The organism is Agathobaculum sp. Marseille-P7918 (genome assembly GCF_964248325.1).
GTDB lineage: Bacteria > Bacillota > Clostridia > Oscillospirales > Butyricicoccaceae > Agathobaculum.
Genome location: NZ_CAXTXI010000001.1, coordinates 166,078 through 188,714, shown reverse-complemented (window position 1 = coordinate 188,714; position 22,637 = coordinate 166,078). Strand labels below are relative to the sequence as shown.

19 protein-coding genes are annotated in these 22,637 nt (G+C 47.5%); 18 read left to right on the top strand and 1 reads right to left on the bottom strand.

The window, feature by feature from the left end:
• Window positions 1–134: 134 nt before the first annotated feature.
• The 7 genes from ACESSO_RS00910 to ACESSO_RS00880 all read left to right on the top strand — a co-directional run bounded on the left by ACESSO_RS00910 (window position 135) and on the right by ACESSO_RS00880 (window position 8,817).
• The gene (locus tag ACESSO_RS00910; RefSeq protein ID WP_373163162.1) at window positions 135–1,244 is read left to right on the top strand and encodes an NAD-dependent epimerase/dehydratase family protein; all 1,110 of its coding nucleotides are present in this window, start codon (window positions 135–137) and stop codon (window positions 1,242–1,244) included.
• A 94-nt stretch (window positions 1,245–1,338) separates the two neighbouring features.
• A complete protein-coding gene (gene rfbH, locus ACESSO_RS00905; protein WP_373163161.1) occupies window positions 1,339–2,676 on the top strand; it encodes a lipopolysaccharide biosynthesis protein RfbH in 1,338 nt (445 codons plus the stop codon).
• A gap of 24 nt (window positions 2,677–2,700) precedes the next feature.
• A complete protein-coding gene (rfbG, locus tag ACESSO_RS00900; protein ID WP_373163160.1) occupies window positions 2,701–3,795 on the top strand; it encodes a CDP-glucose 4,6-dehydratase in 1,095 nt (364 codons plus the stop codon).
• Window positions 3,792–4,943, top strand: coding sequence for a radical SAM protein (locus ACESSO_RS00895; protein ID WP_373163159.1), 1,152 nt, complete (start codon window positions 3,792–3,794; stop codon window positions 4,941–4,943). The genes rfbG and ACESSO_RS00895 overlap by 4 nt, the downstream gene beginning before the upstream one ends.
• Window positions 4,944–4,952: 9 nt before the next feature.
• Window positions 4,953–7,115 (top strand): hypothetical protein, encoded by a 2,163-nt coding sequence (locus tag ACESSO_RS00890; protein WP_373163158.1) that lies wholly within the window; start codon window positions 4,953–4,955, stop codon window positions 7,113–7,115.
• Window positions 7,116–7,425: 310 nt separating this feature from the next.
• Window positions 7,426–8,553: a G5 domain-containing protein gene (locus ACESSO_RS00885; RefSeq protein WP_373163157.1), complete on the top strand. Its 1,128-nt coding sequence runs from the start codon at window positions 7,426–7,428 to the stop codon at window positions 8,551–8,553.
• 87 nt (window positions 8,554–8,640) lie between these two features.
• Window positions 8,641–8,817 (top strand): YjfB family protein, encoded by a 177-nt coding sequence (locus tag ACESSO_RS00880; protein WP_373163156.1) that lies wholly within the window; start codon window positions 8,641–8,643, stop codon window positions 8,815–8,817.
• A gap of 45 nt (window positions 8,818–8,862) precedes the next feature.
• On the opposite strand, the gene ACESSO_RS00875 is transcribed toward ACESSO_RS00880, so the two are convergent.
• The gene (locus tag ACESSO_RS00875) at window positions 8,863–9,945 is read right to left on the bottom strand and encodes a hypothetical protein (protein WP_373163155.1); all 1,083 of its coding nucleotides are present in this window, start codon (window positions 9,943–9,945) and stop codon (window positions 8,863–8,865) included.
• Between the two features lie 214 nt (window positions 9,946–10,159).
• On the opposite strand from ACESSO_RS00875, the gene ACESSO_RS00870 reads away from it, so the two are divergent.
• The 11 genes from ACESSO_RS00870 to ACESSO_RS00820 all read left to right on the top strand — a co-directional run bounded on the left by ACESSO_RS00870 (window position 10,160) and on the right by ACESSO_RS00820 (window position 22,635).
• Window positions 10,160–12,133, top strand: a complete 1,974-nt coding sequence (locus tag ACESSO_RS00870) for a methyl-accepting chemotaxis protein (RefSeq protein ID WP_373163154.1) — start codon at window positions 10,160–10,162, stop codon at window positions 12,131–12,133.
• Window positions 12,134–12,262: 129 nt separating this feature from the next.
• Window positions 12,263–14,503 (top strand): S-layer homology domain-containing protein, encoded by a 2,241-nt coding sequence (locus ACESSO_RS00865; RefSeq protein WP_373163153.1) that lies wholly within the window; start codon window positions 12,263–12,265, stop codon window positions 14,501–14,503.
• 372 nt (window positions 14,504–14,875) lie between these two features.
• Window positions 14,876–15,259, top strand: coding sequence for a flagellar basal body rod protein FlgB (flgB, locus tag ACESSO_RS00860; protein WP_373163152.1), 384 nt, complete (start codon window positions 14,876–14,878; stop codon window positions 15,257–15,259).
• Window positions 15,260–15,277: 18 nt separating this feature from the next.
• A complete protein-coding gene (gene flgC, locus ACESSO_RS00855) occupies window positions 15,278–15,745 on the top strand; it encodes a flagellar basal body rod protein FlgC (RefSeq protein ID WP_373163151.1) in 468 nt (155 codons plus the stop codon).
• A 17-nt stretch (window positions 15,746–15,762) separates the two neighbouring features.
• A complete protein-coding gene (locus ACESSO_RS00850; protein WP_373163150.1) occupies window positions 15,763–16,077 on the top strand; it encodes a flagellar hook-basal body complex protein FliE in 315 nt (104 codons plus the stop codon).
• A gap of 55 nt (window positions 16,078–16,132) precedes the next feature.
• Window positions 16,133–17,749 (top strand): flagellar basal-body MS-ring/collar protein FliF, encoded by a 1,617-nt coding sequence (gene fliF / locus ACESSO_RS00845; protein ID WP_373163149.1) that lies wholly within the window; start codon window positions 16,133–16,135, stop codon window positions 17,747–17,749.
• Window positions 17,742–18,749 carry a flagellar motor switch protein FliG gene (gene fliG, locus ACESSO_RS00840; RefSeq protein ID WP_373163147.1) on the top strand — a complete coding sequence of 336 codons (1,008 nt, stop codon included), beginning with the start codon at window positions 17,742–17,744 and terminating at the stop codon, window positions 18,747–18,749. Before fliF ends, fliG begins: the two co-directional genes overlap by 8 nt.
• 16 nt (window positions 18,750–18,765) lie before the next feature.
• Window positions 18,766–19,608, top strand: coding sequence for a FliH/SctL family protein (locus ACESSO_RS00835; protein WP_373163146.1), 843 nt, complete (start codon window positions 18,766–18,768; stop codon window positions 19,606–19,608).
• Between the two features lie 21 nt (window positions 19,609–19,629).
• Window positions 19,630–20,931: a flagellar protein export ATPase FliI gene (fliI, locus tag ACESSO_RS00830; protein WP_373163145.1), complete on the top strand. Its 1,302-nt coding sequence runs from the start codon at window positions 19,630–19,632 to the stop codon at window positions 20,929–20,931.
• A gap of 37 nt (window positions 20,932–20,968) precedes the next feature.
• The gene (gene fliJ / locus ACESSO_RS00825; RefSeq protein ID WP_373163144.1) at window positions 20,969–21,424 is read left to right on the top strand and encodes a flagellar export protein FliJ; all 456 of its coding nucleotides are present in this window, start codon (window positions 20,969–20,971) and stop codon (window positions 21,422–21,424) included.
• A 74-nt stretch (window positions 21,425–21,498) separates the two neighbouring features.
• Window positions 21,499–22,635, top strand: coding sequence for a flagellar hook-length control protein FliK (locus tag ACESSO_RS00820; protein WP_373163143.1), 1,137 nt, complete (start codon window positions 21,499–21,501; stop codon window positions 22,633–22,635).
• Window positions 22,636–22,637 lie beyond the last annotated feature (2 nt).

Sequence of the window (22,637 nt, the reverse complement as noted above, 5' to 3'; positions counted from 1 at the left end):
GGATTTGAAATGTCTCCAATAAATATGCATAAGTAGCTAAATCTGCAAGGCCTGTTGTTTGAGAAATGTTAGTGCCTTAGGAAAAATTGAAATGTATGTAATTTGAGTGTGACAATACGTAACACAAAAAACAAATGTGTTTTGCGTTCTCTGATTATGTGCACCATAGTAAGTTGGTTTTGATGATGACGATTGTATTAGAAGACTTGGAAAAGATCTGTTCTCGCTCGCTCGCTTGGGAAAGTTTGTGTGATTGTCGGATTTTGATTACTGGGGCGACGGGCATGATCTCGTCTTACCTGACGATGGCGTTGCTATACTATCGTAAAACGCATATAAACTGTAATTTTGAATTGTCCATTTTGGTGAGAAGCAAAGAGAAGGCAAAAGGTTTGTTTTCGCCCTATTTGGATTGTGATTGGTTTCATATCTGTGTCGGAGATGTATGCTCTTGGACTACGAATGAAACGTTTGACTTCATTATTCATGGGGCAAGCCCTGCTGATCCAAAGACTTTCGGTGTTAATCCAGCAGGGACTTTTCTTCCCAATGTGATTGGTACATGGTCTTTGTTGGAACTCGCGAAAAAAAGCAATGCAAAGCGTTTTGTGTTTTTGAGTAGTGGGGAATCACATGGTCAACTTTTGAATTCGCAATATCTCATAGATGAGCACACGTTTGGTATACTTGACCCGATGGCGGTACGAAGCTGCTATGGTGAAGGAAAGCGTGCAGGTGAAACTCTATGTGCGATTTGGAACAGACAGTATGGTATTCCGGCATCGGTCATTCGTATTAGTCATACCTATGGGCCGACGATGGATATCAAGCATGATTCCAGAGTGTTTGCAGAGTTCGTGTCATGCATTGTGAAACGAGAAGATATTTCCCTTAAAAGTGATGGTAGTGCAATCCGCCCTTTTTGCTATCTATCAGATGCTGTAGACGGCATTTTGCGTGTACTGTTGGCACCGAATCCGGAGCTGTGTTATTTAATGGCGGGAAAAGAATATTTATCTATTTTGGAATTAGCACATATGCTGTGTCGCCTGTTCCCAGAGCGACAGTTACATGTTTTGAATCGTGTTCGCTCACAGAACGACCCATATTTGGAGGCAAACAAACAACCTCGGTGCAAAATTGATATTTCGAAACTACAGGCATTGGGATGGATGCCTGAAGTAACTGTGGAACAAGGATTTGTTCGAACAGTACGTGCTATTGAAGAAAATATGGAAAGTTAAATTATAATTGCTTGCACAATAAGATAGCTGCAATAAAGGAATTTAGAGAATACGATTCGATTGGGAATTTACTACTAAGAAAGGGAACGTCGTTATGTCAAATAGTGGGGAAGATTTAGCGCGAGAGCAAATTCTGGCGTTAGTACGGGAATATGCTGATAATTATCATACAAAAAAAGCATACCAAGCCGGGGATCGCATCCCATATGCTGGACGAGTTTATGGCAGCAAGGAACTATGTGCACTGGTAGACGCTTCCTTGGATTTCTGGCTGACCGCAGGACGGTATACCGAACAGTTTGAACAAGAATTGGCACAGTACCTAAAGGTTCCGTACTGCTCACTGGTCAATTCGGGTTCATCAGCAAACTTATTAGCCTTTTCTGCTCTTACTTCTCCACTCTTGGGCGAACGGCGGATCCGGCGAGGTGATGAGGTGATTACGGTTGCTGCTGGTTTTCCTACGACTGTAGCGCCTATGGTACAGTATGGGGCGGTTCCCGTATTTGTCGATGTATCGCTGCCCTCATATAATGTGGACGTGTTACAGCTGGAGCGCGCCTATTCAACGAAAACCAAAGCGGTGATGCTTGCGCATACACTGGGAAATCCGTTTGATTTATCCGCAGTAACGGCGTTCTGTAAGCAGTATGGTCTATGGCTCATCGAAGATAATTGTGATGCACTGGGGTCAATGTACCAAATGGGGAGCGGCTGGCAGATGACTGGTACGGTGGGAGATATCGGAACTTCCAGTTTCTATCCTGCGCACCATATTACGATGGGCGAAGGGGGGGCAGTATATACTAAAGATCCTTTACTGCACAAGATTATTCGATCCCTGAGGGACTGGGGACGAGAGTGCGTTTGTCCGGGGGGACAAGATAACACCTGCGGACACCGTTTCACGGGACAATTTGGCACACTGCCTGCCGGATATGACCACAAGTATGTATATTCGCACTTGGGGTTCAATCTGAAGGTAACGGATATGCAGGCGGCAATCGGAGTGGTCCAGTTGGAAAAGCTGCCGTCGTTTACTGCACAGCGTCGGAAGAATTGGCACGCCCTTCGTGAGGCGTTAGACGATGTGGCTGATATTCTGTTACTGCCCGAAGAGTCGGAGAATGCACAGGCAAGTTGGTTTGGATTTTTGATTACAGTAAGGCCGGAATGCCCGGTTTCGCGCGACGAGATTGTTTCTGCATTGGAAGCAGTAGGCATACAGACTCGCCCTTTGTTTGCTGGAAATTTGCTGCGGCATCCGTGTTTCCTAGCGTTGGAACAAGGAAAGGATTATCGAATGGCTGCTTCGCTCACTGTAACAGATCAGATCATGATGAACAGCTTTTGGGTGGGTGTCTATCCCGGTATGTGTGACGCAATGCTGAGTGAGATTGCAGCGCAGATACATCAAGCGGTTGGACGTTGAATTATTGCCGAAAGGGGTAGCACAGTGAAAGATTTGCTGTCATTTTATCGTGGAAAACGGGTTTTCGTAACAGGACATACTGGATTTAAGGGAGCATGGCTGTGCCGTATTCTTGTGGACGCTGGTGCGGAAGTGACTGGCTATGCGCTTTTGCCCAATACAGAGCCAAGCCTATATCGTTTATGTGATTTGGAAGAATCCATGCACTCTATTATTGGTGATGTTCGGGACTTTTCACATCTCCAACACGTTTTTCAACAAGCACGACCGGAGATTGTTTTTCATCTGGCTGCCCAGCCGATTGTTCGAGAAAGTTATCGCGATCCAGTGGGAACGTATGGAACCAATGTGATGGGCACCGTTCACATACTGGAATGTGTGCGACAGTCAGACACGGTCAGGAGTGTAGTCAACGTGACTACGGATAAAGTATATCAAAATAACGAGTGGGTTTGGGGATATCGAGAATCGGATCGCTTGGATGGATTTGATCCATATTCCAATTCCAAATCCTGTTCTGAGATAGTCAGTGGTTGTTATGTGCGCAGTTTTTTTGCGGATGCTAATATTCCGCTTTCTACTATGCGGGCCGGAAATGTAATTGGCGGCGGTGATTTTGCTGCGGATCGTATCCTACCGGATTGTATTCGTAGCGCTATGGCAGGAGAAGAGATTGTCCTGCGAAATCCGTATTCCGTGCGTCCGTATCAGCATGTGCTGGAGCCGTTGATGGCCTATCTGCTGGTGGCGGAACGGCAGATGGAAGATGTGCGCATCGCCGGAAGCTATAATGTAGGGCCGGATGTATGTGATTGCATCACAACAGGAGCGTTGGCGGATCTTTTCTGTAAAGCATGGGGAGAAGACGTTTCTTGGACGCATCATTGTGAACGCCATGCGCCGCATGAGGCCAATTGTCTGCGATTGGATCATATAAAAATAAAAGAGGTCTTAGCATGGAGCCCGCGTTGGCATGTGGACACCGCAGTAGAAAAAACTGTTGCGTGGGTCAAGGCATGGCGTGCGGGGGAAAATTTAACCGAAAATATGCGTAGAGATATTTCACAGTATCTCGCAGGATGGAGTGCTATGCCGGACAGCAGGGGAGTGAGCGAATGAAAACAGAGCATAAGTCTCATGAATTAGAATATTTTACGCAGCGATGGCCATTTCAAGCACACTATTTGATCTGGGGTGCATCGAATACGGCAAAGTACTTTTTCGATTGCTTCAATGAACGCCTTTTCATTGATGGTTTCATAGACAGCGATCCTCAAAAATGGGGAATGGAGTTTTATGAAAAACCGGTGTTTTCATGGGAGGAATGTAAAAAAGCGTTTCCAAATCACAAAATTATTGTGGCATCGTTGGCCTATCCGGAAATTCGGATGGTACTGCGTGAGCAAGGTCTCAAAGAACTGGAAGATTTCTGCGATAGCAGGTATTTCCTTTCTGCTCATGCTGTTACTTCGGAAAATAAGCTGTATTTGGCCAGAACTGATCTCTCAGTGACGGAATATTGCAATTTGCGTTGCAAAAACTGCAATATGCTCATGCCTTATTTTAAACATCCGAAGCATCGAAATTTGGATTTACTGAAAGAGGACATTGATGCGTATTTCAACTGGGTGGATCAGGTGCAGGTATTCACTCTTTTAGGTGGAGAGCCGTTTCTCTATCCCAATATTTTGGAGTTGACGCAATATCTGTGTGAAAACTACGGGAGCCGCATTCATCAAGTCGTTTTCTTCTCAAATGGCACATTGATTCCTTCGGACGAATTGTTGGAGTTAATGCGTGAATATGATATCGAGGTGCAAGTGAGCGATTACCGAAAAGGGTTGCCACATTTAGCTGAAAAAGTGGATTGCTTTCAAGATGTGCTGCGTGCATATGGCATTCGGTTTCGGCATGGTGTGGACGAGCAGTGGATTAGCTTTGGATTCCCAGATTATCAAAGGCCTTCCGACTGGAAGGGTGATCCGATTTCCTTTTTTGATGAATGCTATGCGCCATTCCGCGGTTTGTACCAGAAAAAATTATACTATTGTCATCTTGAAGCCAGCGCAGAAGCTGCCGGGTTGTTTACACCAAGCGTCTACGACTATTTTGATTTATCTCACCCTGAGGAAAAACGTAAGGTAGAATTGGCGGAATTTGACTTGGGCTATACGGAAACGGGAGATATTTCTTATTGCAAACGCTGTAAAGGATGTTTTTCAGTAAATCAGGATTACGTTCCTGTTGCAGAGCAGCAAGAAAGATGAGGGATATGCATGGGACTGTCTCAGGACGCTTTTTATGTGATTGAGTCATATAAAAAGCATTTTTTTGGGAAAAAGAATATTGTGCTCTATGGGATTGGAATCAATACAAAAGCTATTTTGACAGAAATACAGGATTCCAATATCATTGGCCTCATGGACCCTCTGAGTGAGGGAAGCGTTGTTCTGGGAAAACCAGTTCTTTCTGTTGAGGAGGCTTCCCGGCAAGCGGCCTTGATCGTGATTGTTGCGAGACCGACGGTTGTTCCCATCATCTTTGAACGTATTCGGGATTTGGAATCCACGCATCATATCCCCATTTATAATATCGAAGGAGAACGTTTGATCGAGGAAGAACAGAGGCCTTTTTCCAGTGACCTGCCGTATTGGAATTGCAACAGCGAAGCTCTAAAGCAGAAGATTGTGCTGGCGGATGTGGTATCCTTTGATATTTTTGATACTTTGCTTGCCAGAGATGTTCTCAGGCCCGTGGATTTGTTTTTCTTCTTGGAGCGCAAGCTGCAAAAAGAGGGTATTCCCTGTAAGGCGTTTGCTGTGCAAAGACAAGCTGCTGAGGCACAGCTAAATCAAGTTTGTGTTCCAGACCTTAATCAGATATATGCGCAATTGGGCGTGCATTATGCATGGACAAAGGAAACCGTTGGCAGGGCTTGCGCTTTGGAATTTGCACTAGAACAGAAAGCTTGTCATGCGCGAAAACATATGCAAGATATCTATAACTACGCATTTGAACTGAAAAAAACGGTTATTTTAGTAAGCGATATGTACCTGAATGCGGATAAGATGCGAATTCTGCTGGAAAAGGCCGGATATATGGGTTATCATCGACTTTATATCTCCTGTGAGCATCAGGCAACCAAAGAGTCTGGGGCGCTTTTTGATGTAGTCCGTAAGGATTATTCCGGTACTATACTGCATATTGGCGACAATGCCGCAGTCGACGACGTGATGGCTCGTATGCATGGCTTCGATACTTATCCTATTTTCAGCGCATATGATATGCTTCTTCACTCCTCTATAGGAAAACTTGTAGCAAAAGCCAAGGCACCTGATAGCATGCTTACATTGGGGATTGCTACAAGGAAATTGTTCGATGATCCGTTTGTGCTTGGGTCTACCAAGGGAGTGGTATGTGCAGACGATCTTTTTCTGCTTGGTTTTGTTTTTATTGGGCCGGTTATTTCATGCTTTGTTCGGTGGATGTGCAAGGAAGTATGGGATAAAAACTATGATATGATTCTCTTTTCGGCCAGAGACGGCTATGTAATTGAGAAGCTATATCGCAAGCGATGGATACAAAATAAAGAGCATCTGCCGAAAGGCGTGTACTTTAAGACATCTCGCAGAGCGGTAACGGTGGCGGCGATAGAAAATGAGGCTGATATTGCAGAGATATTGATGAAGCCATATAACACTTTGAAGGGGCAGTTGTTGTCGGCTAGATTAGGAGTAGACCCGATTGCAACAGATTTGCAATCGCTGGATAGTGCGGTTTCAACACAAAATGCCAAAGAGGTTGAGCATTACATTAAGAAATATCAAGAATCTATTTTGCAAAATGCAAAGCAAGAGCGCATCAATTATCTTGCATACATGAAAAAGATTGGACTAACTAGTGCGAGGAGGGTGCTGGTATATGATTTTTGTTCTAGAGGGACGATTCAGCACTACTTGGCTAAGCTGCTGAGACAAGATATTCAAACGGATGGAATATATTTTGCCACAATGGAATGGTCTAGTATGGCATATAACCAAAGTTCTTTTGCATTCAGTTTGTTTGGAGATGTGCATCAATACCATTCGAACTTCTTCACGACGCAAAACTATATGTTTTTAGAGGCTGTTTTATTGGATCATTGTACGACTTGTTTGTACTGTAAGGCAGACGGAACTTTTGAATATGAGAAAGATGGAAATGATTTACGTGATATCAATAAGTTAGCTGAAATACAAAGTGGGATTTGTGCATTTGATTGTTGTATCAATAGGTGGGAAGAACTTTTAGATGCGGTTGACGAGGATTTTCGCAATTTTTCTGATGGGATGATAGGTGCTTTTTTCAGTCGAGGTTGTAGGCAGTCACCGCTGGTACGAGAAGCGATAAGCGTAGATAACGCATATGATTTTGAACAGCCTTACAAGATTCTTGGGTGAACCGTCAAATGATGATACGTTTTGCCATTATATTGCGGCATGGTGGAAGTGACAGATAACAGCAGGTAGTATACAAAGTGTTTTACAAATGATTGCAATTTTCTTGGTTAACGTTTATAATAATGCTTGGTTTGTATGCAATTTCGCATAGAAATTGTATTGGTGTAGGCAAACGCAGGAGAGAACGATACAGAGGAATAGAAATATTTGCAGACTCGGGGGAGGCATTAACAGATTGGAAGCATCGCGTAGTAGAAAAAAGCCTCAAAAAAGAAAAATCGATCTAAAGCTGTTTGCGATACTGGCTGCCATGACCTGTTTGCTGCTTTTTGGATTATTCCGGATTATCATCATCCGCAGTGCGGCCTGCACCTATGTGATGACAGACGGCGAGCGATATGAAACCGTGCGGCTCTATCCCGGAACAGTGGAAGAGGCGTGCAGCAAAGCGGGATTCCGCAATGTCGAGGTTGTCAATCGAAAAGATGATGACGGTATTGTTTATTTGACACTCAAAGAGACCTTTGATGTGTCAATCCAGACCAGTGACGAGACATTGACTGTACGCACGGCACCCTGCACGGTGGGGGAGCTTCTGGAGGCAAACGGTATCAGCGTTGGCAGCGATGATCTTGTAACGCCGGATATGGATGATTGGTTGTCAGACAGTACTCAGATTACGGTCACACGTGTCACCTTCACAACAGAAACAGAAACAGAGAATATCCCATTCTCCGTAGAAGTGCAGTATGATACCCAGTTGCTTAAAGGTCAGCAGGAAATTGCTCAATATGGCGAAAATGGAGAAAAAAGCATTGAGTACCGGGTTGAGGAACACGACGGAGAAGAGGTTTCCCGCGAGGTTATCAAAGAGGAAGAGGTAAAGGCGCCGGTCAATTGCATTGTCAAGCAGGGAATCCGCATTGCGCAAAACGAACAGGAGGAGCAGGCGGCTTCTGCAGAGTCGCAGACGACAGCAAGCAATCAAACCTTGCCGTCAAGCCAGCCGCAAACGGAGAGTACCGGTGAACTGTCTACCGCAGGCCGTTCGCAGGTTTGGTCTGTTCCTGCAGGAATTCAAGATGATACAGAGAATAAAATCATTACAGCGGGTGACGGTTCAAGCTATGAATATACGGCGGTGCTTGACGTAACGGCAACTGCCTATCATCGGATAGAGGATGGCGGTGAAATCACCGCATCCGGTACAGTGACGAAATACGGAACCATTGCGGTCGATCCGAGTGTGATCCCTCTTGGCAGCAGGTTGTATGTAGTATCGGACGGCGGGGATCAATCCTGGTCCTATGGGCCGGGGCTGGCGGAGGATACCGGTGGATTGATTAAAGGCACAAAGATTGACCTGTTCTTCATGACCGGTGATGAGGCAAATGATTTTGGTATTCGTCCTGCCAAGGTATACATTTTAAAAGATTGATGTATAGTATTAACTGCGCTGTTGCGTGGTCGATACTAACAATAGCGATTCGAGGAAGGGTCGCAAATGCAAAGGGAGGTGGCTTGAATGATGGACAGCATTGCCGCAATGTCTGTGAATATGCATGCGGCTCAGCTTCAGCAGAGTGTTTCAATCTCAGTGGCCAAGAAAGCAATGGATTCCACAGAGTTGGCAGCACAGGAACTGCTGGAGATGCTTCCGGATACTTCCGGTATGGGGCAGGTCATTGACACATATGCATAAAAAAAGAACGGCACATGCGGTGCCGTTCTTTTTTTATGCAATTTATCAGGGCGTGGGCTCTGTTTTGACTGCAGTCTCGCCTTCTGTCGGCAAATCGTCGGGAATATCAGTTGGAAATTGGATTTCTTCCACTTCATCGGACGTCTCGCCGACCTGACGATACAGGGTAGTACAGTCAGAGGAAATGAAATAGGTTCCCATTAGAGAATTGGTTCCGACAGAATTCTTTCCGTATACATAGACTGTCAGACACGCCTGACCATCTACCATAACGAAGCCAGGGCCGGGCTTGAGGCTGTATTCGGACATAGACTCGCCGGGCAGTCCAATTTCAGCCGGTGTGACCGTACTCATCAGTGCCTTTGCGCCCGAGAAGGAAAGGAATGTACCGGCTTCCTGTAGGGAAGTGACGAAATCTTGTCCATCGGTTTTATCCAGTGTAATGAGGACACTGGTAGGGGTCCAGTCGATACGGACCCGGAAACGCATCTGTGTATCCTGCTCATATTCGGAGTAGGGGAGCGGCGCGGTATCTTCAGACGCTTCGGTATCTCCGGATTCCTCTCCGTCTGTCTCTGCTTCCGCATCTGTGTTCTCCGAAGTGGAGGCCGTTTCCTTTTTCTGCGGTGCACCGCTGCTGTCAGTTGCCACTGCTTGACGAATAAGAGTAACAGAACCGGTATCGCTGTCGAAGGATGGTTCGTCCTCACTTTCGGTGTGGAGTGCAATATCATCGCCCTCCAAAAGGGTAACGTACGATTTGGCAATGGAAGTCGGCTGTCCTTCCACAAACTGCTGATAGTCATAGGAAAGATAATTATGTTCTTCGGCTGTGGCGGCAGTATCACCAGTGTCTGTGGTTTCCCCATCGCCGGTGCCATCCGAGGTATCCTGTGTATCGGCTTCATCAGAAGCGTTTTGTTCGCCGGTATCTCCCGATGCATCCGGACTGAGCGTTGCAACCAAGCGCCCGCCGGTTTCATCGTTTATGAACTGCTCGATAGAAGGAATGGTATCGCCTTCAAACGTATAGTAAGCGAGAAGATCATCGGCAGACTCTCCCTTGCCGCCACAGGCAGAAAGCAGCGTACACAGGATTAGGGAAAACAATAATCCTTGCTTTTTCATTCGCTCTCATTGATTCTCCTTTGAAATATTTTTTACAGTAATAATAGTACATGTTTTTGCATGGAAACGCAAGGGAAAACATGTAAAAAAACATCATATCGGGAAAAAGAAGGAGATAAATAAAAAATAATAAATAATCGAAACCTGTCGTTAATTAAATCCAAATTCTGACGATATAAGATATATCCTATGACGCTAAAAAGGGTGGTTTTGAATGAAGAGTGTGAAAGGAAAAATATTACTTGGCATGGTTGCCACAATTGTAATAGGCATGTTGGTTATCGGCATTGTCAGCATTGTGATGAGCCTGCAAAGCTCGAATTCCATGCTGCAGACTGCAATGCAGGGTACAGCGGAGATCGCTGCGAGCCGCGTGGAATATGAGCTACGCTCTTATATTGAGATTGCAAGTACCGCGGGCCAGAGCGATACTTTAAGCAGTGAGGATGTTTCTGTGGCAGATAAAGAAGCGTACGTCAACCAGATGGCGAAGAATTACAACATGACGCGCGGCAATCTGCTGGATTTGCAGGGCAACAGCTATTTTGATGGTAATAACTACTCGGATCGCGAGTATTTCCAGCGTGCAAAGAATGGCGAAAGCTTTGTCTCTACGCCGACGGTGAGCAAGGTGACTGGAGAACTTTCCATTCTGGTTGCAGCGCCGGTCTATCAGGACGGCGACAGCAGCAAGCCGATTATCGGTGTTGTCTATTTTGTTCCGCAGGAAACCTTCCTCAATGATATTATGACTTCTATCCACGTTAGCGCAAACAGTGAAGCGTTTATGCTGGATAAGACTGGCATTACCATTGCTGACATTACAATGGATACCGTTGGAAATCAGAATATTGAAGAAGAAGCCAAGACGGATCCCTCGTTGGAGCAGTTGGCTGTTTATGCTGCCGATATGCGAGCAGGCAACAGCGGCGTAGGTGAGTATAAGCTTAATGGTACGACAAAGTTGCTCGCCTATGCGCCAATCGATAATACAGATGGTTGGAGTTTGGGTGTTGCCGCTCCGGAAACCGACTTCATGGGTGCGGTTTACACTGCGGCAATTATCATTGGTATTCTGATTGTTGTGATTGTTCTGATTGGCATATTCATTGCGATTCGGTTGGCAACGTCGATTGGCAAGCCGATTCAGCTTTGCGCGGCTCGCATTCACAAGCTGAGCGAGGGTGACCTTTCTTCGCCGGTTCCTGTAATTCATAGCAAGGATGAAACAGGAAAGTTGGCAGAACAGACAGCAAGTATTGTGCAGAACCTGCAGAATCTGATTGGTGATATAGGTTATGTGCTTGGCGAAATGGCAGGCGGCAACTTTAATGTTCGCTCTCGTGATTACAATTATTACATTGGCGATTATGAGAAGCTGCTGCAGCATATGCGTGGTATCAATATTGAGTTAAGCAAAACGATGGCGCAAATCAATACCGCATCTGCTCAGGTATCTGCGGGCGCTGAACAGGTTTCCTCTGGTGCACAGTCACTGGCACAGGGCGCAACCGAACAGGCGAGCGCGGTTCAGGAACTTTCGGCAACGATTAACGATATTTCTACCGACAGCCAGCGCACTGCGAAGTTGGCGCTGCAGGCGAAAAATGCAGCGGATAATGCAGGTGCAGAATTGCAGGCAAGCAGCGAATATATCGCAACGCTTGGCAATGCTATGAGCAATATTTCCGAATCCTCGCAGGAAATCAGCAAGATCATTTCTACTATTGAAAATATTGCGTTCCAGACCAATATTCTGGCGCTCAATGCAGCAGTTGAAGCTGCGCGTGCAGGCGCTGCAGGCAAGGGATTTGCGGTTGTTGCGGATGAGGTTCGTAACTTGGCGCACAAGTCGGATCAGGCTGCTAAGGCAACAAAGGATCTGATTGAGAAGTCCATCGGTGCGGTTAACGAAGGCGTTAACATGATGCAGAAGGTTAGCGAAGCGGTTGGCAGTGTGATGGAATCGGCAAGTGTTGCAGTATCCGGTATGGATGAGGTTGCGGATGCAGTTCAGCGCGAGACGGATTCGATTGTCCAGATTACGCAGGGTATTGACCAGATCTCCAGCGTTGTTCAGACTAACTCTGCAACTGCGGAAGAGTCTGCAGCAGCAAGTGAAGAACTGTCTGGTCAGTCTGAAATGCTCAAATCTCTGATTAGTGGTTTTAAAGTGCGGCAGGACTAATTACATAAGTGTTTCGAAACCCCCGTCAATGATAGGCGGGGGTTATCGTTTATGTCCTTATTTTTATCATGCTTTGGACGATATATCTATATATGTTTTTTTGGGATAGGAAGGAGATGGCGTTCTGAGATGAAACGGGGCTGGAAAAGGTTGTTGGCGCTGACCTTGTCGGCGCTTATTATGCTCCCGTCTGTGGCGCTGACTGCTGGTGCGGCAGAGGAACAGGAAGAAAAGAGTGGCGTGACAGTTTCATTTCCGGTAAAAAATTCATTTACCGTAGAACCTGCGGAAGAGTCTACTTTTATTGCGCCTGACGGGAAACAGGATTTCAAGATTACGCTGAATGAGGGGCGCAGACTGGATAACGTTACATTTACTGTGAAGGGTGCGTTGCCAGCTGAACAGGAGGAAGTTAAGCTAGACAGCACGCATCTGGAGGGCACGGTCAAAGGGGTTTCTATCAAAATGGACGCATGGCCGGAGCGTTCGCGTAGCTTTATCCTGACGGTTTCTGCTGACAAAGCGATTTCGGAACAGTTCGATGCCCAAATTAGTTGTCAAAGCACGCTTCAGGAATATGATATGCGCATTCATGAGGAAACTGGGAATGCGCGGGTGAACGGCAATGAAAGCAGCAAGGTTTCGCGCGGAAAAAAGATTTCGCTCAGTGTTGTGCCGGAGGATGGATATCAGTTAAACAGCCTGATTATTAAATATGGTACAATAACCGAAACGTTGACGGCTGGTAATGCGAATTGGAATGGCTTGAATATAACGTGGAATGCAGAAGGGGAAAGTACAGTTTCGGGAGAATTGTATGATAATCTGGATGTAGAAGCTGTTGTAGGAGAAATTCCGATCGTGTATAAGCTGACAGTTGATGTGGATGATGGCCTTGAACTGAAGCGGCCGAGCAGCCGTGTAACCAGTGTTGGGCAAGGCGAAACCTGCGAAGTGCGGGTGAGCGCACGTCCTGGCTACATCATCAGTGATTGCACCGTGGCTTACGGAAAAAGCTATGCAAGCTGGGCAACTGGGCAGACTTTTCTGACGATGGGCAACGATCGTGTACAGGTGCATGAAAATTCCGGTGAGGTCTGGTTTTTCCTGCCGGAAATGTATGTGGATACCACTGTAACCTTTTCGGCGACTTACGATGAGAATAATATTCCGATCGAGACAGAGGAAGGCACCCGCATCAATATCGATACCAATTGCGGCGAAACAGTAGCGCCTGGCGACGACGTTGAGTTTTACGTCAGCACAACCTCGGATCGTTATTCGGTGCAGAAAATTACGCTGACTGTTGGTGACAGCACGGGTTCTGCCAAGCCGTCGGATGGCGAAATACGCGTGGGCCGCAAGAATTATGAGATTGAGGACATGGGCGACGGAGAATATGTGGTATACGTCGATAATGTGACGGAACCGGTAAAGCTGTCCGCTACGTCCTCTGGATCGAGTTCGGTTTCCAGACCGTCTCTGACGATCAATTCTTCCAGCCATATGAAGATTACCAAGAGTGTTTCTTCAAGCAGAATTGATGCAGGGGACGACGTAACCTTCTACTTCACGCCGGACACAAACTATCAAATCGATGAAATCACCGTTAAAATAGGTGATAACAGCCGTACCGTAGGGGCGGAAAAAACATCAATTCGTGTCGGAAGCACTACATATCAGATGAGCCGCAACGCCAACGGTGTTGTATCGGTCTATTTGACCGATATTGACCAAAATGTGACGGTTTCGGGACAGGCGTATTATTCCAAAGATCCGGTAACGCCAACCAACACGGTTCGCTTGAATACGTCCAGCCGCAGCGCATTTATGAACGGTTATTCTGATGGAACATTCCGACCGGAAAATTATATGACGCGCGCGGAAGCTGTGGTAATGCTTTATCGGATGTGTACGGTTAATGTCGCAAACAACTATTCAACAAGTGTGTATAATGATGTGCCGCTGGGGATGTGGTGTGCGCAAGAAGTGAATGTTTTTGCGCGAGCAGGTATTATCGATCAAACAACGTACTTCTATCCCGATCAGTATATCACACGTAGCGAACTGACGGAGATGCTCTATCGTTTGTCCGGATCGCCGAGTGTGGGCAGCAGTGCAACGCGATTTAGTGACGTCAGCGGAACATCGAATAGTAATGCCATTCGTTATGCGACATCTGCTGGTTGGATCAATGGCTATCCGGATGGCACCTTCCGGCCCTACGCTTATATTGCGCGCAGCGAAGTTGCGGCGATGATGACCCGGGTATTGAATCGCACGTCGGGTGGAGGGAGCGTCTCTTATAAGGATGTTCCTTATACGTATTGGGCGTATCGCTATATTCAGCTTGCCTCTTCCTATGTATAATGGAATGACGGATCCGGCAGTAAAGCCGGGTCCGTTATTCATTTGGAATTGGAAAAGGAATGGAATAGAACCATATCTTATATATTGTAAGTACATTGAAAAAAATATTATTCTTCATACATCTAACAAAATTAACAAATGATATTTTGTTCATGCCCATTAGAAATTAAAAATATAAGCAAATCGCTCGGAATATTCCATATTTAATGCGGAAAAAAGTAGGAAATAGTTTAAAATGTCTTTTATTGTGTAATTTGCCAAGTAATACTGCAAATCAATGTCGAAAGTGGTTGAAAAAGTCAACAATCTATAGTACAATATATATAAATCTTTAGATTGCTTCAATTACGCTGGTACTGGAGGTCCGGTAAAATGAATACGATAACCAATAATGCTCTTTTAATGATGGAGCGTTCTATGGACTTCTTGTGGACAAAGCAGACGGCGATTTTGGATAACCTCGCCAATGTGGAGACACCAAATTATAAAACCAAATATGTTACCTTTGAGGAAACATTCCGGTCGCGGTTACAGGCTGCGGCGAATGGCAACGCATCAGATATGAGAGATGCGCTGGAAGGCACACAGGCTACGATACACGTTGCAGACAACGAAACCGCCCGTATGGATGGTAATGGTGTGGATGCGACAGAGCAGAGTATTGAGTTGGCTAGAAACGCTCTGCAGCAGCAGCATGTGATGAATGCGATCTCTACGGATCTGTCACTGATTCGTACCGCTATTCGCGGACAATAAGGGAAGGGGAAATTTGTTATGGCATTTCTAAGCTCGATGAACATTACCGGTTCTGCATTGACAGCGCAGCAGCTTCGGTTGGATGTCGTCTCGGAAAATGTTGCAAATATCAATACCACACGCGTAGAAGGGGGAGAAGGTCCCTATCAACGTAAAATGGTGGTGATGGAGGCAGACGGAGGCAGAGATACATTCCGTCAAGTGCTCGCCCAAGCAGCGGGCAATGTTCCCGCGCAAACATATAATTTGTCACAAACGGGCGGTGTCCGTGTCACGCAAATCGTGGAGGATACCAGCCCTTTTAAGTTGCAATATGATCCGAGCCATCCGGATGCGAATGCAGATGGATATGTTGAAATGCCAAATGTGGATCTGGTTAAGGAGATTACGGATGCTATGGCGGCAACACAGGCATATTCTGCCAATGTCACAGCATTTAATACCTTAAAAACGGTTGCCACACGCGCACTTGATATTGGTAAATAAATAAGGAGGCAGATACAATGGCGGTGATTGGTTCGATTCAGCCCTTGTGGGATTCGATTTCTCTGGATAAAACGGCTTCAAAGGATAATACGGCCTCTTCGCAAAGCGGTTTTCCGGTGTTTGCGGATGTGTTCCAGAACGCGATTAATAACGTAAAGCAAACCGATGCAGAGTACAATCAGGCACAGTATTTACTGGCGACCGGTCAGTTGGATAACCCGGCGGTTGCGACCATTGCCGGTACAAAAGCACAGCTTTCTGTTCAGCTGCTTGCGGAATTGAGGAACAAAGCATTGGATGCCTATAGTGAAATTTCGCGCATGAGCATATAATGCAACTGCGAACCCTCCAGGATGAGGGAAACTCTGGGATGAGGCGGAGAAGATAGTGAAAGAGAAATTTCAGAGCGGCCTAAAAAAGGTTAAAGACTTATATGTAGGGGAACACAAGTCCAAGTATATAAAAATTACCGCGGTCGTATTGATCGTGGTTATTGCTGTTTCCGTTGCGCTCGCATTGGTTTTGAACAATCGACCATATGAAACACTGGTCACCGGGCTCACGACCGACGAGGCTTCGGCGATTGTGGGCAAGCTGGATGAATATGGTGCAACGGACTATAAAATAGAGGGCGACACGATTAAGGTGCCGGAGGCAGAGGTTGCTAATCTGCAGGCCAAACTGCTGGTGGACGGGTATCCCAAGAGCGGCTTCCTGTACGGTACTTATCTGGATAACGTCGGCATGATGTCGAGCGAATCCGATCGGGAAACCCTGAAGAATTATGAACTGCAGGATCGCATGGCTGCGGTTATCCGGAACTTTTCGGGTGTTAAGAATGCAGTCGTGGATATTTCTCCTGGTTCAGATCAGCGCTATGTGCTGGACAGTGATAATGCAACGCCTGCAACTGCTGCTGTTTTTGTTGAGATGCAGGATGGCGGGGCTTTGCCGGACAGTTATGTCGATGCAATCGGTAACTTTGTTGCGCATAGTGTGCAAGGCTTGGATTTTGAAAGCGTAACGATTACGGACTCCATCGGCAACAGCTATACGCCGGGGAGTACGGATACTTCGACAGCATCCGCATCGGACCTGAAGTTGCGCCTGGAGAATCAGGTCAATAACCGTGTTCGCAATGAAGTATTGCAAGCACTTAGTCCGATTTACGGCACGGACAATGTGCGTGTCAGCGTAACCAGTACGGTAGACGTCAGCCACCGCGTACAGGAGACAACCGAGTACACCACGCCGGAAGGGGCACCGGATGGCGAGGGTATCATCGGACACCGTGAGTACGATCAGGAGCTGGTACGCGGTGAGGACGCGGCAAACGGCGGTACGGTTGGCACACCGACCAATGCCGATATTCCGACTTATATGGAGTCGCAGAATGTCGTAAATGGCAATGAGCAGTATCTGAAAAACAGTGGTACGGAGGACATGAATGTCAATACCACTACCCAGCAGAGTGAGCAGAATTTTGGTGTTGTAACTGATGTGATGATCGCGGTTACCATCAATCAGGATACTGCCGGTAATGTGGGTACCGCACAGCTCATCAGTCATATTGCGCGTGCGGCTGGTATTTCGACGGATCAGCAAGCGGATAAAATCAATGTGTTGGTGGCACCGTTCTACAATCCGGATGCAAACAATACAACCGCGCCGCTCCTTTCGGGTCTGCAGATTCCCAAATGGGCGCTGTATGTTGGTGCAGGCGTATTTGGACTGCTGTTGTTGCTGATTGTCTTGCTGGTAATTCGTTCGAAGCGTCGCAAGAAGGCGCAAGAATTGTTGCTGGCGCAGCAGGCTGAGGAACTTGCAGCACAAGAGGCCGCAGCTGCTGAGCAGGCACAGGAGCAGATTGACAATGTTCTGGAGATTAAGAACGAGAAGAGTATGGAATTGAAGCAGGAGATTCGCAAGTTTACGGAGGAGAATCCGGAAATTGCGGCCCAGATGATTCGTACATGGCTGAGAGGGGAGGGTGCAAATGGCTGAGCAAGAGTTGACGCCCGCACAAAAAGCGGCAACCGTGATTGTTGCCATTGGCACAGAAAAGGCATCCCGGATTTATCAGTACATGAATTCGGATGAGCTGGAGCAACTGACCATTGAGGTTGCAAAACTCGGCTATATTGATCCGGAGCAAACCGAGCAGGTATTGCAAGACTTTTATCAAATGTGCCTGACCAACAAGGCCATTACCGAGGGCGGCATGGAATATGCCCGTTCGGTATTGCAAAAGGCCTTTGGCGATCAGGCAGCGGAGCAGCTGCTGAGCAAGGTCACCAAGGCACTGAGCAATCGTTCGTTCTCGTTCCTCAACAAGACGGACGCCAAGACATTGCTTTCGACATTGCAGCATGAGCGTGCGCAGACCATTGCGCTGGTTTTGTCCTATGTCGATCCGGACAAGGCAGCCGCGGTTTTGGAAGAACTGCCGCCTAAAAAGAAGCTGCGCGTAGTAAAGAGTATTGCACGTATGGAGAGCGCATCGCCGACGGCAGTGAAGATGATCGAGGACGAGCTGCAGAAGAAGTTCTCCAGCCTGATTGTTACGGAGAATGTACAGATTGGCGGTCTGGATCATATCGCTGCAATTATGAACAATTTGGAGCGTTCGAGCGAAAAGGCTATTTTCGACGGCTTGGAGGAGAACGACGGCACGCTGGCCGAAGAGATCCGCAAGCGTATGTTCGTGTTCGAGGATATCGTACATATGGACGATCGTTCTGTGCAGCGTTTTGTCCGCGATTGCGATATGCGCGATATTGTTCTGGCGCTCAAGGGCGCCAACAAGGATGTTGCAAACAAGCTGTTCACCAATATGTCCACGCGTATGCGTCAGAATATCGAGGAAGACCTCGAAATTACTACCAATGTTCGTATTCGTGATGTGGAAGAGGCACAGCAGCGTATTGTTGGTATCATTCGTGATCTGGAAGAGCGCAATGAAATCATTATTCTGAAGGGCGGAAAGGATGAGATCATTGCCTAGTATTCTGAAGTATTTCATGAAACCGAAGGCTGAAGAATACGAGCTGCCGGATGAGGAACAGTTGGTAAGTCAGCTGGAGGAAATGATCCGCCTCAAAGAAAACGTTCCCAGTGACGATGCGGCGGATGAAAAACCTGCAGAGCAAGCTAAGGAGGCTCATGCCGCCAAGGCGGAAGAGCAGGAACAAGAAATACAGGAGCCGGCAGGCGGCAGCTTTGAACAGGCGCTGTCGCTGGCACAGGCACAGGCAGATGAATTAATCCGTAATGCACGGGCACAGGCAGAGCATATTATAGAACAGGCTAAACAGGCTGCTGAAGCAGAGGTGGCACAAATCCACCAGCAGGCATCCGAGGAAGGCTATAATCAGGGCTATGTGGAAGGTCAGCGTAAGGGCGAGGAAGAAGCCTCCGCCGCAACGCGCAAAGCAGCACAGGAATCTGTGGAGGCAGTGCAGCGCTTTCTGACACAGGCAAATAATATGCGCGATGAAAAAATTGATAAACTCAGCGGCGAACTTTTGGATGTCGCTGTAGCTGTTGCGGAAAAGGTGATCCATGTCAGCTTGAAAAGCAGCGAGGAGATCATCAAACGCATGATTATTGCAGCGACAGAAAAAATGAAGCGTCGCGAATGGGTGCAGATATATGTTGCAGATTGCGATGTGAAGGGGGTCGCACAAAGCGATCCGTCTCTGACGGCGGCATTGTCTAGCTTATCCGATCACATCAAAATCGTACCCATGCGGGATGCCGAAACAGGAACCTGCATTGTGGAAATGCCGGATGAGATCATTGATGCAAGCGCGTCAACGCAGCTTGAAAATATCCGTTCGGTCATCCATGAGAACTTCTCATAGCCTGTTCGGGGAGAAAAACCTATGTTTGAGCAAGTCATTCAACAAATTAAAGATGGCGATATGTTGAGCCGCACCGGCAAAATCGAGAACATCGTTGGTATGTCAATCGAAGCGTCGGGTGGCCGCGGGGCGATCGGCGATATTTGCCGTATCTACTCTGCGGAGTCAAACAGTCAGGTGTTGGCTGAGGTGGTCGGTTTCAAGAGCGACCGTATGCTGCTGATGCCATATCAGAATATGAATGGACTTGCACCCGGCAGCTTTGTCCGCAATACCGGACGTCGGCTGCGTTTACAGGTAGGAGATTTCCTGCGCGGGAGAATCATCAATGCCATGGGCAAACCCATTGACGGACTGGAACCTTTCCCGGAAGGAGACAGCTACTATGTGGACAGCCCATATATTAACCCGTTGACGCGCCCGCCGATTCGGGAGCGTGTGGATTTTGGTGTGCGTGCCATTGATTCCACGCTGACGATTGGCAAGGGACAGCGTATCGGTATTTTTGCTGGTTCAGGTGTCGGTAAATCCACGCTGATGGGTATGATTGCAAAGAATGTGAAAACCGACATCAACGTGATTGCACTGGTTGGCGAGCGCGGACGAGAGGTGCTCGAATTCGTCCAAAAGGATTTGGGGGAGGAAGGCATGCGCCGTTCGGTGTTGGTGGTTGCGACGTCCGACCAGCCTGCTATGCTGCGAATGAAATGTCCGTCAGTTGCGACGGCCATTGCGGAGTATTTCCGAGATCAGGGCAAAGACGTTCTACTGATGATGGACTCGTTGACACGTTTTGCCATGGCGCAGCGTGAAATCGGTCTTGCAGTTGGTGAACCGCCGGTGGCACGCGGCTATACGCCGTCCATTTATGCAGAGCTTCCCAAATTGCTGGAGCGAAGCGGTAACTTTGAACGCGGATCCATCACTGGTGTTTACACCGTGCTGGTAGAGGGCGACGATACCAACGAACCAATTGCCGATACCGTCCGCGGTATTCTGGATGGTCATATCGTTTTGTCTCGCAAACTGGCTAACGCAAACCATTTCCCGGCGATTGATGTTTCGGCAAGTATTTCCCGTTTGATGGTTGAGATTGTTTCGCCCAAACACAGGGAACTGGCCAGTAAATTGCGCGATATCCTGAGTGTCTATGAAAAAAACGAGGATTTGTTATCCATTGGTGCCTACAAGGCAGGAACAAACCCGCGGCTGGACTATGCGATTTCCAAAATTGATCAGATCAACGCATTTTTGATGCAAGGCATTAATGAATCTTTCAGTTATGATGAAAGCCTGCATCAGTTGGAGTCGATTTTACAGTGATTCGTAATGGAATACGAAAGAAAAGGGGATGATTCCAATGAAGAAGTTTCGTTTTTCAATGGAGACGGTGTTGCATTACCGAGAGCAGCTTCTGGATACGCTCCGCATTGAGCATGCAGCTGCAATTGCGCGTGTGCGTGAACAGGAAGCAGTTGTCGCAGCTCTGCAGCAGCGGTTTGATGAGGTAAACGAAGAATATCGAGACAGAAAGCGGCAGGGGATGACGATTGCAGACGCAGTCGGATTTGACCTGATGCTGCGCGTGCAGGAGAAAGAAATTGAAAAAGCACGGGAAACGCTGGCTTTGCGTAAAAAAGAAGAGGAAAGCAAGCGGAATGAAGTGATTCATGCCAAAACAGATAAGGCGACCATTGAAAAGCTCAAAGAGAAAAAATGGAAGCTTTATCAGAAATCCGTGCAGAAGAGCGAAGAACAGTTTATTGATGAGTTTGTATCCAACGCTCGCGTGATGGCAGGCGCGGCTGTCCATTAAGTGGATGCTGCGGGCGTTGTTGCTGTGAAAGCCGCGCCTGTCTTTATTCTCAGGTGAAAGGAGGTGAGAGAGGAATGAATATGGAGCAGATCAACATGATGATGCAGCTCATGATGCAGCAAGGTCAGGTGTCCGGCTCGGATATAGGCAAGGATTCGAATGGAGATTCTTTTCAGGATATGATGTCGCAAAAGCAAGAAGCGGTATCGTCCAATAAACCCAACTCGAATAACCAGCAGACACAGTCCAAGCCGACACAGAATGACAAGGTACAGCAGACCGAGCAAGCTCCGCAGGAGAATGTCCCGGAAGTATCGGATGATGTGCGGCAGGCATTGGCGGCCATGTTGCTCCAGCCGTATGTAGTGCAGGATGTTGCGGTGCAGCAGCCAGCGCAGGAGAATGTGGATAATATGATGGTATCCGCTATGCCTACGGTGGATGTGGCTGTTACGCAGACCGTGCAGACAGCGGTTGCAGCAGAAACGATGGCTCCGGCAGTACAGCAGGAGACTGCGCAGCCGGCAGTACAGGTACCGCAGCAGACAGCGACTGAGCAGGTGCAGACCGCTCCCGAGGTCGTCGTGCCGCAGGAGGGTGTACAGCAGCAAGGCTTGCAGGATGCAGCGTCGCATACCGAGCAGCAGCCGACTACAGACACCGCAGCTGGACAGAAGCTGGTGCAAGCAAACCAGCAGGATGATCAGCCTGTTGTTATGACGCAGCAGGAGCAGCCTTTGTTCCATGATGTGGAGACGGTGCCGGTCAAGGTTGGTGAAGCTGCGCCGACAGTTGATACCAGTGCGCCTGATATGGAAAAGCAGCTTGCAGATACGATTAAGGCGAATCTGAATACTGTAGGCGATAAGGTTCAAATTCAGCTGCAGCCGGAAAATCTCGGTCACATTACGATTGAGTTAGTTCAGCATGGCAGCAAGATGGGCCTTGTGATTTATGCGGATAATGCGAAGACTACTTCCTTGCTGGCGCAGCATGCGGGCAATCTGGGTGCATTACTGGAAGACCGTACTGGTCAGACGGTTCAAATTCAGGTGCAGCAGCAGGAGCAGGAGCAGCCGCAGTACGATGGTCACAACCAGCAGAACCGGCAACAGCAGGAGCAGCAATCCCATCCGCAGCAGAGTAAGGCGGAGCAGGACAGCTTTTTGGGTCAGCTGCGCTTAGGGCTTTATCAACTGGATACGATTTGATG

Bases quoted from the DNA above. Each gene is read 5' to 3' on its own strand.
- fliJ (WP_373163144.1), top strand. From the start codon at position 20,969: ATGAAGAAGTTTCGTTTTTCAATGGAGACGGTGTTGCATTACCGAGAG.
- ACESSO_RS00885 (WP_373163157.1), top strand. From the start codon at position 7,426: ATGACCTGTTTGCTGCTTTTTGGATTATTCCGGATTATCATCATCCGC.
- ACESSO_RS00895 (WP_373163159.1), top strand. From the start codon at position 3,792: ATGAAAACAGAGCATAAGTCTCATGAATTAGAATATTTTACGCAGCGA.
- ACESSO_RS00910 (WP_373163162.1), top strand. From the start codon at position 135: ATGTGTTTTGCGTTCTCTGATTATGTGCACCATAGTAAGTTGGTTTTG.
- ACESSO_RS00850 (WP_373163150.1), top strand. From the start codon at position 15,763: ATGGCGGTGATTGGTTCGATTCAGCCCTTGTGGGATTCGATTTCTCTG.
- fliI (WP_373163145.1), top strand. From the start codon at position 19,630: ATGTTTGAGCAAGTCATTCAACAAATTAAAGATGGCGATATGTTGAGC.
- fliG (WP_373163147.1), top strand. From the start codon at position 17,742: ATGGCTGAGCAAGAGTTGACGCCCGCACAAAAAGCGGCAACCGTGATT.
- ACESSO_RS00870 (WP_373163154.1), top strand. From the start codon at position 10,160: ATGAAGAGTGTGAAAGGAAAAATATTACTTGGCATGGTTGCCACAATT.
- ACESSO_RS00880 (WP_373163156.1), top strand. From the start codon at position 8,641: ATGATGGACAGCATTGCCGCAATGTCTGTGAATATGCATGCGGCTCAG.
- ACESSO_RS00820 (WP_373163143.1), top strand. From the start codon at position 21,499: ATGAATATGGAGCAGATCAACATGATGATGCAGCTCATGATGCAGCAA.
- ACESSO_RS00875 (WP_373163155.1), bottom strand. From the start codon at position 9,945: ATGAAAAAGCAAGGATTATTGTTTTCCCTAATCCTGTGTACGCTGCTT.
- ACESSO_RS00865 (WP_373163153.1), top strand. From the start codon at position 12,263: ATGAAACGGGGCTGGAAAAGGTTGTTGGCGCTGACCTTGTCGGCGCTT.
- ACESSO_RS00890 (WP_373163158.1), top strand. From the start codon at position 4,953: ATGGGACTGTCTCAGGACGCTTTTTATGTGATTGAGTCATATAAAAAG.
- flgB (WP_373163152.1), top strand. From the start codon at position 14,876: ATGAATACGATAACCAATAATGCTCTTTTAATGATGGAGCGTTCTATG.
- flgC (WP_373163151.1), top strand. From the start codon at position 15,278: ATGGCATTTCTAAGCTCGATGAACATTACCGGTTCTGCATTGACAGCG.
- rfbH (WP_373163161.1), top strand. From the start codon at position 1,339: ATGTCAAATAGTGGGGAAGATTTAGCGCGAGAGCAAATTCTGGCGTTA.
- ACESSO_RS00835 (WP_373163146.1), top strand. From the start codon at position 18,766: ATGAAACCGAAGGCTGAAGAATACGAGCTGCCGGATGAGGAACAGTTG.